The organism is Myxococcus sp. CA040A (assembly GCF_013336725.1).
Classification (GTDB): Bacteria; Myxococcota; Myxococcia; order Myxococcales; family Myxococcaceae; genus Myxococcus; species Myxococcus llanfairpwllgwyngyllgogerychwyrndrobwllllantysiliogogogochensis.
Window position 1 is genome coordinate 596,627 of the sequence record NZ_JABUMR010000007.1, and the last position, 15,154, is coordinate 611,780.

Annotated in this window: 14 protein-coding genes; 8 read left to right on the forward strand and 6 right to left on the reverse strand. The window is 70.6% G+C overall.

All coding sequences use genetic code 11. The features are described 5' to 3' along the window. Positions 1–39 precede the first annotated feature (39 nt). Positions 40–1,854 carry a serine/threonine-protein kinase gene (locus HUA75_RS32420; protein WP_174488579.1) on the forward strand — a complete coding sequence of 605 codons (1,815 nt, stop codon included), beginning with the start codon at positions 40–42 and terminating at the stop codon, positions 1,852–1,854. A 39-nt stretch (positions 1,855–1,893) separates the two neighbouring features. Here HUA75_RS32420 and HUA75_RS32425 read toward each other — a convergent pair whose 3' ends face one another. Then, on the reverse strand, positions 1,894–2,634 hold the full coding sequence (locus HUA75_RS32425; RefSeq protein WP_174457408.1) for a transglycosylase domain-containing protein: 741 nt from the start codon (positions 2,632–2,634) through the stop codon (positions 1,894–1,896). Positions 2,635–2,722: 88 nt separating this feature from the next. Here HUA75_RS32425 and HUA75_RS32430 point away from each other — a divergent pair, with 88 nt between their 5' ends. Continuing rightward, positions 2,723–3,415 (forward strand): NAD-binding oxidoreductase, encoded by a 693-nt coding sequence (locus HUA75_RS32430; RefSeq protein ID WP_141649302.1) that lies wholly within the window; start codon positions 2,723–2,725, stop codon positions 3,413–3,415. Here HUA75_RS32430 and HUA75_RS32435 read toward each other — a convergent pair. The 4 genes from HUA75_RS32435 to HUA75_RS32450 all read right to left on the reverse strand — a co-directional run bounded on the left by HUA75_RS32435 (position 3,409) and on the right by HUA75_RS32450 (position 9,195). Then, positions 3,409–5,034, reverse strand: a complete 1,626-nt coding sequence (locus HUA75_RS32435) for a WD40 repeat domain-containing protein (RefSeq protein ID WP_174488580.1) — start codon at positions 5,032–5,034, stop codon at positions 3,409–3,411. The two genes, HUA75_RS32430 and HUA75_RS32435, sit on opposite strands and share 7 nt — an antisense overlap. Further along, positions 5,031–7,196: an ABC transporter substrate-binding protein gene (locus tag HUA75_RS32440; RefSeq protein WP_174457410.1), complete on the reverse strand. Its 2,166-nt coding sequence runs from the start codon at positions 7,194–7,196 to the stop codon at positions 5,031–5,033. The genes HUA75_RS32435 and HUA75_RS32440 overlap by 4 nt, the downstream gene beginning before the upstream one ends. A 249-nt stretch (positions 7,197–7,445) precedes the next feature. Further along, entirely contained in the window at positions 7,446–8,579 is a 1,134-nt protein-coding gene (gene dnaJ, locus HUA75_RS32445; protein ID WP_141641789.1) for a molecular chaperone DnaJ, read from the reverse strand. 175 nt (positions 8,580–8,754) lie between these two features. After that, on the reverse strand, positions 8,755–9,195 hold the full coding sequence (locus tag HUA75_RS32450) for a hypothetical protein (RefSeq protein ID WP_141641790.1): 441 nt from the start codon (positions 9,193–9,195) through the stop codon (positions 8,755–8,757). A 158-nt stretch (positions 9,196–9,353) separates the two neighbouring features. On the opposite strand from HUA75_RS32450, the gene HUA75_RS32455 reads away from it, so the two are divergent. The 3 genes from HUA75_RS32455 (at position 9,354) to HUA75_RS32465 (ending at position 12,732) form a co-directional block, all read left to right on the forward strand. Beyond that, positions 9,354–11,117, forward strand: a complete 1,764-nt coding sequence (locus HUA75_RS32455) for an ABC transporter ATP-binding protein (protein ID WP_141641791.1) — start codon at positions 9,354–9,356, stop codon at positions 11,115–11,117. A gap of 158 nt (positions 11,118–11,275) precedes the next feature. Next, the gene (locus tag HUA75_RS32460; protein WP_246137075.1) at positions 11,276–11,635 is read left to right on the forward strand and encodes a hypothetical protein; all 360 of its coding nucleotides are present in this window, start codon (positions 11,276–11,278) and stop codon (positions 11,633–11,635) included. 92 nt (positions 11,636–11,727) lie between these two features. Then, complete coding sequence (locus HUA75_RS32465) at positions 11,728–12,732, forward strand: hypothetical protein (protein ID WP_371746241.1); 1,005 nt, start codon at positions 11,728–11,730, stop codon at positions 12,730–12,732. On the opposite strand, the gene HUA75_RS32470 is transcribed toward HUA75_RS32465, so the two are convergent. Then, on the reverse strand, positions 12,618–13,235 hold the full coding sequence (locus HUA75_RS32470; RefSeq protein ID WP_371746242.1) for a hypothetical protein: 618 nt from the start codon (positions 13,233–13,235) through the stop codon (positions 12,618–12,620). The genes HUA75_RS32465 and HUA75_RS32470 overlap by 115 nt on opposite strands. A 210-nt stretch (positions 13,236–13,445) precedes the next feature. Between HUA75_RS32470 and HUA75_RS32475 the strand changes: the two genes are divergently transcribed. The 3 genes from HUA75_RS32475 to HUA75_RS32485 are packed head-to-tail and all read left to right on the forward strand — an operon-like array spanning position 13,446 to position 15,045. Further along, complete coding sequence (locus tag HUA75_RS32475) at positions 13,446–13,670, forward strand: hypothetical protein (RefSeq protein WP_141641795.1); 225 nt, start codon at positions 13,446–13,448, stop codon at positions 13,668–13,670. A 46-nt stretch (positions 13,671–13,716) separates the two neighbouring features. Further along, complete coding sequence (locus tag HUA75_RS32480; RefSeq protein WP_141641796.1) at positions 13,717–14,478, forward strand: hypothetical protein; 762 nt, start codon at positions 13,717–13,719, stop codon at positions 14,476–14,478. A 3-nt stretch (positions 14,479–14,481) separates the two neighbouring features. Further along, a complete protein-coding gene (locus tag HUA75_RS32485) occupies positions 14,482–15,045 on the forward strand; it encodes a hypothetical protein (RefSeq protein WP_141641797.1) in 564 nt (187 codons plus the stop codon). The last annotated feature ends 109 nt before the right edge of the window (positions 15,046–15,154 follow it).

The window sequence follows — 15,154 nt, forward strand, 5'->3', positions numbered from 1 at the left end:
ACCTCGTCTTGGTACGCTGACCTTTCTTCCTGGCCCGAGATGGCTTCCGAGCTGAACTGCGAAACCTGTGGTTTTCCCGTCCCCGCGGACACTGGTGTGTGTCCGAGGGACGGCACCGTGGCACTCGCTTCGTTCCACGTCCCACCGTCGGCCCCGGCATCGCCGATGGCGGACGAGCCGAAGGTCGTCGTGCAGAGCACCCTGGAGGCCCTGACGGACGTGCCGAAGGATCCGCTCATCGGCTTGAAGCTGGGTGAGTACGAGCTGCGCGCTCGCATCGGCGTGGGCGGCATGGGCCTGGTGTACGAGGGCATCCAGCCGCTCATCGGCAAGCGCGTCGCTGTGAAGGTGCTCCGTCCGGAGCTGGCCCACTCCAACGAGCAGGTGGAGCGGCTTCTGGCCGAGGCCCGCGCGGTGAACGCCATCCGCCACCGGGGCATCATCGACATCTTCGGCTTCGGCCAGGTGCCGGACGGCCGGCAGTACATCGTCATGGAGTACCTGGAGGGTCAGCCGCTCGACGCCGTGCTGTCGGAGAAGAACCGGCTGCCCGTGCTGGAGGCCCTGCCCATCCTGGACGAGGTGCTCGCCGCGCTGGCCTCCGCGCATGGCGCGGGCGTGGTGCACCGGGACCTCAAGCCGAGCAACATCTTCCTCGTGCGCCAGCCGGACGGCTCGCGCTACGTGAAGGTGCTGGACTTCGGGCTCGCCAAGCGGGGCCAGGGCCCCACCGGCCGCACCGCGCAGACGCGCACGGACATGGTGGTGGGCACGCCGGAGTACATGGCCCCGGAGCAGGCGCGAGGCCAGGAGGTGGGTCCGATGACCGACCTCTACGCCCTGGGCGTGGTGACATTCGAGATGGTGACGGGCCGGCTGCCCTTCGTGGGCAGTTCGCCCGTGGACCTGCTGATGAAGCACGTGGAGGCGCGGCCTCCCCGCCCCTCCGAGTTCGTCTCCGACCTGCCGCCCGCGCTGGATGCGTTCATCCTCCAGATGCTCACGAAGGACCCGGAGACGCGGCCCAACTCGGCGGACGCGCTGCGCCAGCAACTCCACAAGCTGCGCCGCTCGCTGCGCTCCACCCGCTCCAATCCCAGCGCGCTCGCGCCCACCCACGAGAAGCCCCCCTCGGCGGAGGACGCGGCCTCGCGACGCCCCACCACGCCCGTCCCCGTGCCTCCGGAGCTGACGCCGGAGAAAGGCGCCCGGCCCGCTCCCCAGCCCACCGGCACGCGCAAGTACCTGCCCGTCGCAATCGCCCTCGGAACCTCCGTGGCGCTGCTCGCCGGAGCCGCCGCCATCGTCTTCCGGGAGCCGCCCCGCGCCGTGCCGCTCACGCATGCCGCCGCGCGGGAAGACGTCCCCTCGCGCGAGGCCCTCGCCGCGCCGCCTCCGCCCGCCCCGCTCGCGGCTGGCGCGCCGGACCAGCCAGGAGGCAGCCCGGCCCCGGCCGAAGACGACGCGGCCCCCACGCCCCTCGACACGAACGGAGCGCTGGCGGCCACGGCCCCCGCTGACCACGCGGAGCAGGCACCTCCCACGGCCCGCCCACCGCCCGCGCTCGAGGAGCCGGAGACCCCCGCCGTGGCTCGCTCCGGTCGCCCCGCGAGCACCTCCAAGCCCACGGTCAGCGCGGACGCGATGTCCCGGGGCAGGCTCCTCAAGCGCATCAACTCGCTGGAGGAGTCGATGCCGGAGCTCATCGGTCAGGGCCGCGTGACGAGCCCCGACGCGATGCTGAATCTGCTGACGAAGTACCGGCGGCAGGCCGAAGCGGCCGAGGACACGGAGACCCGCCGCGACATCAACAAGCGGCTCAACTCGCTGGAGAGCATGTTCATCAAGCCCTGAGCACCGGGCACAACGAGGCCCTCCAGCGCGTCGTGCGCGCTACTCCAGGCAGCCCAGCTTCTGCGACGTCGCGTTGCGAGCCCGGTCCTCGCTCACCAGCTTCCACCCCGCGAGGTCCGCCAGCAGCGTGTCCCGGTCCTGGCGCAGCACCGTGGGGTTCTTGCACTGGCGGATATCCCAGTAGCGATAGAAGGGCGGCAGCGCGAGCTGGAGCTCCGCCAGCTCCGGGAGCTGCAGGTCGCTGAGCTCCTTCTTGAAGAGGGTGAAGGCCGCGTCCTCCACGCCCACGACGCCCCGCTCGAAGTAGAGGATGGCCAGGTCGTAGGCGATGAGCTGGTCCTTCTGCATGAAGGCGTGCAGCCGGTGCGCGGCCACGGTGAGCTGGAGGTTGCCGGAGATGCCCAGGCCCTGGGCGATGCGCATGGCCAGCAGGCGCTCACAGGCGCCCTCTCCCGGAGGCGCCGTCCCCACCGTCGCGCCGACAAAGAGGCGCCACGCCCACGCCGCCCCGTCCTCGCGCGGCGTCTGGAAGTAGCGGGGGCACTCCATGTGGCGGATATAGAGCGCCACCAGGTCCTTCGGCAGGCGCGAGAAGTCCGGGCGGTTGAAGGCGATGGGACGGGGGTTGCGCTCGGACTGCCCGGCGCGGAGGCTCATCCGCTCGCCTTCGATGCTGTGCTTGAGCAGCTTGTCGACGTCGAACTCGCTCTCCAACTGGGGCAGCTTGCTGGCCGTATAGAGATACGTCAGCGGAATGAGCACGCCGGCCAGGCCGAGCATGAACAAGACTATCCAGAGAAGACTCTTCACCGCCCCAGGCTACCAGGGGCAGCACGCTCCCGGCACACGGGTTAAAACCGCACTCACCATGCCCGACTGGCATCCGGCCATCGTCACCTCCCGCGCCCCCGCAGCCGACGGGCTCACCGACCTCGTGCTCGACATCCAAGGCACGCCCCTTGTGGGGACCCACGCGCACCCAGGGCAATACGTCCGCCTCTGCCTGCCCGGAATGGAGGCGGGCCTGTTCGCCATCGCCTCCCCGCCCGAGCCGCGAGGCGCACGGTGGGAGTTCCTCCTCAAGGACGGCAGCCCGCTGCCCGACGCCCTCATCCGCCTTCCGCCAGGCGCCCAGGTCCACGTGTCCGCGCCCGAGGGGAAGGGCTTCCCGCTGGAGCGGGCCCGAGGACATGACGTGCTCCTCTTCGCCACCGGCTCCGGCATCTCCGCCATCCGCCCCGTCATCGCCAGCATCCGCCGCGAGCGGGAGGCTTTCGGCCGCGTGAAGCTCTACTTCGGCGCGCGCACCCCCGGCGCCTTCGCGTACCAGGGAGAGCTGCATTCCTGGGAGGAAGGGGGCATCCAGGTGGTGCGCACCGTCAGCCAGCCCGGCGTGAGCGGCTGGCTGGGCCTCACCGGCTACGTGCAGGCCCACCTCGGCGAGGACACGGTGGGGGACTCCAGGGCCTTCGTCTGCGGACAGTCGAGGATGGTGCAGGGAGTCATGGACGCCCTGAAGGACCGGGGCGTGCCCCGAGAGCACATCTTCTTCAACTACTGAGCGGCGGGCGCACCGGGGGACACCACGGAGGCGCCCTCCGCGTAGCGCACGTCGAGCAGCACCGCGGACGGCTCGCTCTCCCCGGTGCGGCTGGCCACCTGCGGCGTCCACGCGGCCACGCCCACCAGGCGCCCGTCCGGGCTGAAGCGCACGCGGCGCACGGACCAGTCGAACGTCTGCGTCCCGCGCGCGGTGGGCTCGCCCTCGGTGAAGAGGTGCACCTTCTTGTCCCAGCCTCCGGAGACGAGCGAGCGCCCGTCCGGAGAGATGGCCGCGGTGGACACCACGCCGTGGTGCACCGGCCACTTGTGCAGCACCTGTCCCGTGGCCGCGTCCACCACCGCGCCCGCGTTGAAGGGCCCCTGCGGCTCCTCCACGCCCTGACGCTCACGCTCGTACACGTTCCTGTCCCGCTCCGGCTTCTGCTCGGAGAGGCCCACGCCCAGCCGCTGCCCGCGCGCGTCCACGGTGACGTCGCTGACGTACGCGGGGAAGGTGAAGTCCGAACGCGCCGCCAGCACCAGCGTCTCCACCGTCGCCGCGCCTTCCGGCGCCGCGGACTTCAGCGTGAAGAGGGCCTCGTGGTTGACCTCGTCGAAGGACACGCCCACCCGCTCGGTGAAGGGAGCGCCCAGCACGCCCTGCACCCCCTGGGGCACGCACGCGTCACACACCGCCACGTCCACGTCGCGCACCACCAGCGACTTGAAGCGCAGGGACTGGCCCCGCGCCAGCCGCGCCTGGGTGGTGCCCAGCGGGCCCGGCACGTCCACCGTCTCCTTCAGGAAGGCCACGTCGATGCCCGCCGCCGTGGCCGCCTCGCCGGTGACGACGATGGCGGGCACGCGCGCGTCCAGCGCGAAGCTGACGGGCGCCTTGCCATTCACCGAGCCGCCCACCACCGCCGAGCCACCCCGTCGCTCGAAGCGCGCGCGCGTCGCCTGTGAGGACAGGGACTCCAGCCCCGTGCGCCACGCGCGCACGTGTTTGTCCCAGCCGCCCGAATACAGCGTCCCGTCCGGCGCGAAGGCCACCGCGCTCACCGGCCCCTCGTGTCCGCGCTCCTCGGAGGCATGGGCCAGGTCCGGTACGGACAGCACGGTGAGCAGGCCCTTCACGCCCCCCGCCACCAGCCAGCGGCCCTCCGGGTGGAAGGCCACCACGGTGAGCGGCTCCTCGGTGACGCGAACGCCGCGAGCCTCGCCCGTGGCCGCGTCAAACAGGCGCACGGCGCCATCACGGCCCGCGGTGGCGACAAGTCCGCCGTCCGGCGAGAAGGCCACGCCCTCCACGTCGAACTCGTACGCATTGATGAGCGGGTCGCCCAGTTTCCGGGGCGGTGTCTCCAGCGCCCAGATGGACAGGAAGTAGGAGCGCGCGCCCAGCCGCGTGTACGCGACGCGGTGCTGACGGGGCGAGAAGTCCAGGCCCCAGATGAAGTCAGCCCGGTTGAGGATGGGGCCCTTGTCGAGCCCCGCCGTCGCGCCGGTGAGAAAGGCGCCCTGCGTCTGAGCCAACCGCGCTTCCACGTCGGGAGCCAGCCGCGCCGCCTGGTGCGCGCACCCGCCGCCCCCCGCCGCCAGCAGCCCCGCCGCCAGCAGCCCCGCCGTCCGCCTCATGAACCCGAGCCTCCCGACGCCGCCTTCTCCCGCTCCTTGTCCACGTTGATTTCGGTGACGCCCTTGTTGTCGATGGACAAGAGGAACAGCTGCTTCACCGCCTCGCGCTTCTCGTTGAACGAGGTGCGGCCGGTGGCGCCGTCGAAGTCCTTCAGGTTGGACAGCGCGTCACGCATCTGCGCGCGCGTGCGGGGCCCGCCCTCCTTCTTCTCCACCAGCTGCCGCAGCATGCGCCCGGAGTCGTAACCAATGGCCTCCAGGAGCCCCGGGTCCTTGCCCGTCTCCTGCTTGTAGGCCTCCCGGTACTTGCGCACGAAGGTGCGCGTCGCCGGCCGCTGCGAGTCCACGAAGAAGCCGTCCACGTACACCGAGCAGGTGACGAACTTGCCGCCGCGCTCAATCAACTCCGGCAGGCCCGAGCGCCCCTTGGGGCTGCTCCACTGGTTGGCGCCGAAGAGCGTCACCGTCTTCAGCTCCTTCTTGCCCGTCGTCTTGCGGATGCGCTCCAAATCGCGCGGGTCGCACGCGTTGGTGACGATGTCCTCCACCGCCAGCGCCGGGGCGACCAGGCTCACCCGCCGCCAGTCGTCCGGCATGAAGATGGCCTCGAAGTCGATGATGGGCTCCACGCCACTCTTCACCTTCTCCAGCGCCTTGCGGCGACGGAAGGCGTCCAGGTTCTCGCCCTGCAAGTCCCTCACGCCCTCGACGTAGTCGCCGCGGTCCTCCAGGTAGTAGCGGCCCACCAGCTTCTTCGCCTCGGTGGTGAAGGTCGTCTGGTCATGCGAGTAGCGCTCCGCGCCCCGCACGACTCCGCCGCGCTCCGTCACCTGGTCCCAGAACGAGTCCGCCAGCTCCACTCCGTAGGGGATGTTCGGGTACAGGAGGGCGAACTTCTTGTAGCCCTTCACGTTGATGGCGTAGTCCGCGATGGCGTCCGCCTGCGCGGCGTTCGTCAGCATGTTGCGGAACACGTAGGGGCCCAGGTCCGTGACGCCTTCCTGGCGCGTCATGGTGAGCAGCGGAAGCTGGAGCTCCTCGGCCACCAGCGCCGCGCGCTTGGAGTCGTCACCCAGCAGCGGCCCCAGCACGGCGATGGCGCCGTCGTCGAAGGCGAGCTGCTCCATCGCCTGGCCCGTCTTGTTGACGTCGCCCTGCGTGTCCTTCACCACCAGCTCGATGTCGCTGCCCTCCAGGCCCAGCTGGATGCCGCGCAGCACCGCCTCGCCGATGGGCTGGTAGCGGCCCGTCATGGGCAGGAGCACGCCCACCGTCTTCGGCTTCGCCTCCACGCGCCGCGTGGCCCGCGCGAGCAGCTCCCGCGCCTGGGGCGCGAAGGGACTCTGCGGCGCCTCCGCGAGGAAGCGGTTGAGCGTCTCCTCCAGCCGCGTCCACTCGCGCAGGTGGTAGTAGACGCGCGCCAGCTTGAAGGTGAGCACGGGCCACGCCGGGTTGGACGCGGGCAGGCCCTCCGCCACGCGCGCGATGTCCACGAAGTCCGCGCGGCCCTCCACCAGCGCCTCCACCCGGGCCACCGCCGCGTCGCGCTCCTGCTGCGTCTTCGCCTGCCCCGCCTGCTCCACCGCCAGCGTCAGCGACTGGCCATACAGCCCCGCGCCCTCGGCCGCCCGGGCCGCGTCGCGCAGGAGCTGCTCACGCTCGGCGCCCTCGGCGCGCTCGGCGAGGCTGGACAGCGTCTGGTACGCGTCGCGGTAGGCGCCCACCTCCATGGCGGACAGCGCCAGCTTGCGCTTGGCGTCCTCGGCCTGGTTGTAGAGGGGGTTCTCGAAGAGCAGCTCGTTGAAGGACTTGCGCGCGTTGACGTAGTCCTTCGACTCGAAGAAGAGGACGCCGGCCTGGTAGAGCGCGTCCTGGCCCGCCGTCGTCGCGGGGTACGCCTTGCGCACGGACAGGTAGGCCTCGGCGGCCTTCTTCTTGTCGGGCGTGGCCTGGGCCGTCTGCCTCGCCTGGGCGAGCGCCGCGTCCGCGGTCGCGTCCTTCCTCGCCTCGACGGCGGGCCGCTTGGGGAACGGATCTCCCGTGGGGACATCCTCTCCCGTGTCGCCACCGGCAGGCGGGGTGCGTGAGGGTCGAGGACAGGCCGTCAGCAGCAGGGCCAGCGCGACGAGGAGCGAGCGGCGCAAGGTGGGCAGGACTTCCATGGCAGTGGGGTGCATAGCAGCGGCGATGCGCCTCCGTCGACAACGGAGCGGGGAGAAGATTCCGCGTGGAACCCCTCCCGCTGTGCACCCCTCGTGCCCGACCGCCCACGGCCCCTGGACGTTGACTTCCTCACGTTGGCGCGGCGCCAGGGCCACACGCACGCGGCCCCTGGGCCACGACGGGCCGGCCCAGGCCCTGCTCCCAGGGCGAGCGGCCGGCCGTGGCTCACCCGCGCACCGCGGCTTCGCTCAGCCGAACAGCTCCTTCACCTTGGCGAAGAAGCTCTTGGACTGCGGATGGGACTCCTCACCGGACAGCTCCGCGAGCTTCTCCAGGAGCTCGCGCTGCTTGGAGGACAGCTCCGTGGGCGTCTCCACGACGACGCGCACGTGCTGATCTCCCCGCTGCTGGCTGTGCAGGTGGGGGATGCCCTTGCTCTTGAGCCGGAAGACCTTCCCGGACTGGGTGCCCGCGGGGATGGTCATCTTCACCTTCCCATCGAGCGTGGGGACGTCGATTTTGGCGCCCAGCGCCGCATGGGTGAAGGAGATGGGCACCTCGCAGAAGACCTCGTACTCCTCACGCTGGAAGAGCGGGTGCTCCTTGACGATGACGGTGACGTAGAGGTCTCCGGCGGGGCCGCCGCGGTCTCCCGGCTCGCCCATGCCCGTCAGCCGCACCCGCGTGCCGTTGTCCACGCCCGCGGGGATGGCGACCTCAATCACCTCTTCGGAGGGCGTCTTCCCGGAGCCCTTGCAGCGCGCGCAGGGGTCCGGCACCACCGCGCCCGTGCCGCCGCAGTCCCCGCAGGGACGCGACACCGCGAAGAAGCCCTGCGTGTAGCGCAGCTCTCCGCTGCCTCCGCACGTTCCACACGCGCGAGGGCCCGCGCCGCTCTTGCTGCCCGAGCCCGTGCACGTCTCACACTTCTTCGGCCGCGGAATCGTCACCTTGGGACGGCTGCCGAACGCGGCCTCCTCGAAGGTGATTTCCAGGTTGTAGCGCAGGTCCGCGCCACGCGAGCTGGTGCGGCGCCCACCCCCCCGGCCACCGCCAAAGATGTCGCCGAAAATCTCGCCGAAGATGTCGTTGATGTTGACGCCCTGGAACCCGCCGCCGGCGCCACCAAAGCCCTCGAACGGGTTGCCCGAGTGCCCGAAGCGGTCGTACTTCGCCCGCCGGTCAGGGTCACTGAGCACTTCGTAGGCTTCCGAGGCTTCCTTGAACTTCTCCTCGGCCTCGTTGTTTCCCGGGTTGCGATCCGGATGGTACTGGAGCGCCACTTTGCGAAACGCGCTCTTCAGCTCCTGCGCGGAGACGGTCTTCTGGACGCCCAGGATCTCGTAATAGTCGCGTTTCTGACCGGCCGCCGCTGCTGGCATTCGCTTCAACCCCTGGAATTTGCTGGACTTTTTGACGCCGCGAAAGACTCTGAGTCACTATAACGCAGCGGAACGCGCCAGCAATCCAAGGGGCAAAACCTAGGCCGCCCGGGGGCCATGGAGGCCACCGGGCGGCTTGAAGAGAGACGGGGCGGTCAGGGTAGGGGCGGGAGGACTAGACGGTCCACACGCGGTTGGCGGTCAGCTCCATCCGGGCCAGCCTGCGTTTGAGCGCCGGATCCACCGCTCCGTTGGACGCCCACTTGGGCACCACGAAGTGCAGCTCCGCGTTGTAGAGCTTGGCGGCGCTGGCCAGCAGGCTCCACCGGTTCTCCGCGGTCGGCTCGTCCACCATGCCCGGGGTGACAATCTCCAGGATGATGGGCGTGCGCGCCGAGTCGGACTGGCGGCAGGTGAAGTCGGGACGATGGTCCTCGATGGTGCCCGACAGGATGGGAGGCGGCATGAATCCAGGGAGACGGGCCTTGATGTCCGTGTACCCGATGGTGCGGAAGTACTCGGCCATGAGCCACAGGAGCCGGCGACGCTCCTCGTCTTCAACCACCGGCTCGCAGCCCGGATTGAAAAGGACCTCTTTTTCGTTATTGGTGTCCATGGCTCCCCTGAACCTGTCCGCAGGGATGGAGGGGGGCAACGGAACGGGCCTGCCTGCTGATGACGGCTGGTGGGAAAGCAGGCGGCAAGGCACGACGTTTCACGTCCCTCTAGACTTGGACCTCTTGGCGACTCGGTGACAGAGTCCGCCGCCAAACAGTGGCTCCTCGTCCCTCCCCACACGTCTACCGCCGACTCCTCGGCTACCTGCGCCCCTACCGCCAACTGCTGGCGGCGGGTGTCTGCGCGTCACTCGTCGCCGCCGCGGCGACCTCCGCGTATGCCTGGGTCGTCGGGCCGCTGTTGCGCGCGGTGCTCACGGACCAGCCCGTCACCGTGGCCGGCGTGTCACTGCCTGGCGATGTGTTGTTGCGGCGACTGCCGCTGGTGGTGGTGGCGCTCGCGCTGGTGAAGGCCCTGGCCCAGTTCCTCCAGGGCGGGCTCATGCAGCGGCTGGGCCAGCGCGTGATGGCGGACCTGCGCGGATTTCTCTACGGGCGACTGCTCGGCCAGCCGCCCGCGTTCTTCGAGCGGCGACACTCCGGCGAGCTGTTGTCTCGCTTCACGTCGGACGTGCCGTTGGTGGAGTTCTCGATAACGCAGGCGTTGTCATCGTACGTGAAGGATGGGCTGCAGGCGGTGGCCCTCCTGACGACGTGCTTCCTCATCGACGCGAAGCTTTTCCTCTTCACGTTCATCGTGGTGCCGGTGACCGTGCTGCCCATCAATCGCTTCGCCCGCTCGCTGAAGAAGGTCGCCGCCCGCTCGCTGCAGAGCCTGGGCGCGCTGACGTCGCTGACGGCCGAGCAGCTGCAGAACCTTCCGGTGGTGCAGGCCTATGGCGGGCAGACACGCGCGCTCGAGTCCTTCGACGTGGAGGCGGACAAGTACCTGGGCGAGATGCGCCGCTCGCTGTTCCTGCGCGGCGCGGTGAGCCCCACGGTGGAGCTGCTCGGAATCGCCGGCGTGGCCATGGCGGTGGCGTGGGGCGCGCGCGCGGTGTCCGCGGACCCCGAACTCGCGGGACGGCTCTTGTCCTTTCTCGCAGCCGCGTTGCTGTTGTATCAGCCGGTCAAATCCCTGAGCGGCACGCTGTCCCAGGTGCTCACGGGGCTGGCGGCGGCGGAGCGGCTGTTCGCCATCGCGGATGAGCCCTCGCCTCCAGACACGGGGGATGCGGCCCATCCGCTGTCACAGGCGCTGGTGCTGGAGGGCGTGAAGGCCACGTATCAGGACGGGCGCGAGGCGCTGCGGGGCGTGGACCTGGTGGTGCCCGCGGGCAAGCGCGTGGCGCTGGTGGGGCCGTCGGGCGCCGGCAAGACGACGCTGTTCTCCGTGCTGCTGGGCTTCCTGCCATCGTCGGGCGGACGGGTGCTGTGGGACGGCGCGCCGCTGGAGTCGCTGAAGCCGTCGAGCGTGCGCGGACAGGTGGCGTGGGTGCCGCAGGAGCCGGTGCTGTTCTCCGGGACGGTGCGCCACAACCTGCGGCTGGGCCGGCCCGAAGCGACGGACGCGGAGTTGTGGGAGGCGCTCGCGCTGGCGCACGCGGAGGACTTCGTGCGCGCGCTGCCTGGAGGGCTCGACGAGTCCGTGGGCGAGCGAGGCAGCCGGCTGTCGGGCGGGCAACGGCAGCGGCTGGCGCTGGCGCGCGCGTTCCTGTGCAAGCCGTCGGTGCTGCTGCTGGACGAGCCCACCAGCGCGTTGGACGCGGCGAGCGAGGCGGCGGTGGGCGCGGGGCTGGAGACGCTGATGCGCGGCCGCACGGTGCTGGTGATTGCACATCGGCTGTCCACCGTGCGCGACGCGGATGTGATTGCCGTGGTGGAGGAGGGCCGCGTGGTGGAGTCAGGCACACACGCGGAGCTGCTCGCGCTGCGGGGCCGCTACCTGCGGCTGCTGGGCGAAGGCGCCGTCGCGGCGTAGCGACGTCGGCGGCATGACGGGTTCTCGTCCACTCAGACGTTGATGGCGACCGCGCGGGCCTGGCGGAAGCGGACCCGGGGACATTCCCCCACCGCGCCGCTTGCCTGCACACGCGGGCTCTGCCAGCGTTCCCCTGTCTGATGCGTCATCGGGAGCCCTTGTCCCTCAACGCGTTGCTGCTCGTGCCCGCGCTGGCCCTCGCGGCCCTGGCGTGTGTGGCCGTGTCCGCGCGCCACCTCGCGCTCGCCGCCGCGGCCACCGGCACCCTGGTCCTGGTCCCCATCGTCTTCCGATTGTGGACACGCACCTGGTACCGGGGGCTCGTCGTGCGCGGCGCCGGCATCTTCCTCATCGGCATGCACGTCCCGCTGCTGCTCGCCGGCGCCCTCGCCTACAGCCGCATCGGCTGCACCGAAGGCGACTGTCCCGGCCTCTACCTGCTGGGTGTGCTCGTGTCTCCTGTCGCCGGAGCCCTCTCCAGCGTCGTCTACTGGCTGGTCGGTCGTCCCCCAGTCTGAATTCCAAGAATTACCCGGAGAGACTAGTCTCTCCTGGAATGCTTGTTACTCTGCGGCTCCGCTTCATCCCCGGGCTCTCGGTGGCCTCGTCCGTGCCCGTTACCGTTTTCCTGTGGTGCTTCACGCTTGCACCCCTGCTGCATGGTCCCGAGGCCCTTGCGGGCACGGTGGATGCCGCCGGTCCCTTCGCCGCCGTGGTGGCGTTGGCCCTACTCATTGAGTTGCCCCTGCTGTCGCTCGCGTTGGCTGGCACGGGGCTGGGGCGGCGTGTGCCGCTCGCCGTCATGTTGGGCATGGCCACCCTCCCGTGGATGGTGGGGCTGCTGGGCACGGAGGTCCTGGTGGGCCGCGCCATGTCCGGCCTGACGCGCCTGTCCACCCAGGCCACGGTGCTGGACGTCGCGACGAGCACCGGCCACGCCATGGCGCCCCGGCTGCTGGGTGCGTGGACGAGCGCCGCGCTGCTCCTGGGGCTCGCGCTGGGGCTCGCGCTGGCGCGCTTTGGTCCGTCGTGCGCGGAGGAAGCCGGAGGGCGCAGGCGCGGCCGGGGACTGCTGCTCGCCAGCGGGGTGACGGCGGCGCTGGGCTCGGTGGCGGTGGTGGGCGCGCTGGAGGCGCGGCACTTCCTCGAGATGCTCACCGGGCTGGGACAGGTGCCCGAATCGGCGCGTGAGGAGTGGGTGGCCACGGGCATGGAGGTCGCCACGCGACTGCGTGAGGTGCGCTGGCTGTGCACGTCGGTATTGGCGGTGCTGGGCATCATGCTGGTGGTGCGAGGCAGTGGCCGCGAGGCCTCACGTCCCACGCCTCGCTGGGCACCCCGGCTGGTGCCCGCGGCCGCCGTGACGGCCCTGCTGGTGATGGATGTGCACCCGGTGCAATCCGTGGCCGAGAACGCGCACATCACCCTGCCCCGGAACCGGGGCGCGGTGCCCACCACGCTGGACATGCTGCGGCTGCTGGGGCTCGACGTCGCTCCGGCTCAGAGCAGCCAGATGAGCAACAGGACCCCGGCCACCACGCCCACGCCAAACACGACGAGCATGATGACCCCCTCGGAGCCACGAGCTTCCGGCGGTGTCACCTCCTCCGGGTGAGGCGCGCCGTGCACGTATCGCAGCGGAGCCGCCGGCGCGAGGGCGGGCGCGGGTGACGGCGCCTCCAGCGAGGGCAGCGTGGGCTCCGACGGACGCTGCGCCTCGCGCAGGATGATGCCCGCACCCGCCATCTCCAGCCCCTCGCGGGCCAGCGCCAGCACGCGCTGCATGTGCAGGATGTAGCGGTCCTGCCCGGTGTACGTGCCCATCGCCTGGGCGGCTCGCACCAACCGGTGGGGAACCAGTTGAGGGTCCGCCTTCACCACGGCCGCCGCGGGACGGGCGCGCTCACCTTCGGACTCCACGCGGCCGGTGCGCACGCCCTCGCCGCTGGCCCACATGTAATGGTCCTCCAGCAGCGTCAGCTCCTGCCGCCGCACCCGGCCGTCCGAGTCCACCTGGGACATCAGCTCCGCGCCGTCGGTGCCCATGTGCCAGACGGTGCGCAGGCCATTCTCTCCCGGCGGGCCCTCCACCGCGTGAACGCGGGAGAGTGCTTGCACCGCGGTCTTCAACGTCTCGGGCGAGGACTCGGCCATCAGGAGCCGGAGACTAGGGGCGTCGGGTCGGAAACGGAAGGCGGCCGTGCCCACGCCCGCTCGCTCCCACCCGCTCCCGTGTCCGCGTCCGCCTGCCCAGGTTGAACGACGAAGCACCGGGCGCGTGCGCCAGCGGACATCTGGCGTCAGGGCGCCTCCGCGCGGAGCCCCACCATGGCCATCATCATCCCCGACGAACCCCTGGACACGCCCTTCACCGTTCCCGGCAACCGCGCCGAGGTGACGGGTGAGCCGGACGAACACTTCCTCACCGCGCAGGTGAGCTGGGACGGCGAACGCCAGCACGGCGGCGGCTACGTCCCGGAGGACTTCGAGTGGACCTCCAATCCCAAGGAGCGCCAGGACGCGCTGATGGGCGAGTGGCCCGAGGAGCACTGATGCCGCGTGCGCTCGGCTGTCCGCCGGGGTAAGCGTCCCCGCCGCCATGAGCCGCTCCAAGGACAGAGGTGCCGATTTCACGCGCGAGTTCGAGGGCGCGCAGACACTCGACGGACTGCTGGAGGTGTCCGGCAGCCCCTGCGACACCGCGGAGGTGCTCGCCCGCATGCAGGCGGCCCACGCCGAGGGGCGCCCGCACAGCGACGTCATCCCCGGGCTGTTCGAGGAGGAGCCGCGCTTCCCCTCGCCCGACATCGCCCGGCTGCTGTACCAGAACCTGTTGGGCCTCTGGGACCTGGTGGAAGAGGGGCGCGCGGTGCGCCTGGAGGATGGCCCCCGGCCGCCCCGGCCGAAGAAGGTCAAGGCTCCCCTGCCGCAAGCCTTCCACCCGGACGAGCCCACGGGCGAATTCGTCGAGGCGGCCTGGCGTTACCTGGAGGACGACGAGAAGGCGCGCACGCGGCTGATGCACTCCTTCGAGAACCGGCAGGATGCCTTGCTGGGCGCGCTTGACGCCGCGGGGCTCACGGACGAAGGATACGGAGTCGCCCGCCACCTGCTCTTCGAGCTGTACGCCATGCTGGAGCTGGGGTGGTCGCCGGGAGTCGCTTCGGTGCGCCCGGCGGCGCTGGTGGCGGACACGACGGCTCCACCGGTGCCCCAGTCCCTGCGGACGTATGCGGACGAGGCGCTCTTCGAGGCGGAGCAGGACGAGGAGCAGCCCCTGACCGCACAGGAGCTGGAGGCGGTGCGCACCCTCGTCCGCAGTGGACTCGCGGCGCTCTGGGGCGCACGCAAGGGGAGATGAAGGATGGCCAAGGACAGGGACGACAACGGCGGCGGCGGCTTCTCCGGGAAGCGCGACAAGACGTGGCGAGAAATCGACGCGGGGCGCGCCAAGGGCAGCAAGTACCACTCCCGCCAGGATGACCCCGCGCAGCAGAAGATTGAGCGCAGCGCGAGCTACCAGAAGTACAAGACCGCCGCGGATGCGCTCTTCACCGGCGGCGAGCTTCCCGAGGGACTGGCGAAGACGTTCGACCCGGAGGGCAAGCGCAAGGCCCAGAAGCAGGCCATGCAGAAGGTCACGGAGTCCGAGACGCGCGCCGACTGGGTGAAGGCCGTGGTGGACTACCTGGAGAAGTACCCGGAGCTGCCCGAGGACGCGTACTTCCTCGACAGCCTGCTGGACCATCCGCGCGAGCGCATCGTCGACAAGGCGCTGGCCCGGCTGGAGGGACTGGCCGAAGAGGGCAAGCTGCCGAAGAAGGTGCCGCAGAGTCTGGACCAGCGACTGAAGTCGGTGGAGCTGACCAGCATGGACCCCGACATGCAGGGCCGGGCCAAGACGCTGCGCGAGAAGCTGCGCGCCTGAAGCAGGAGGCCGCGAGCGGGCGTTGGACGCCGCGCTGTCGCGAGCAACAAACCTGACACAAGGCTGACAGGAACAGAGGTCATGGTGACTCCCATCGGCACTTCCGCCG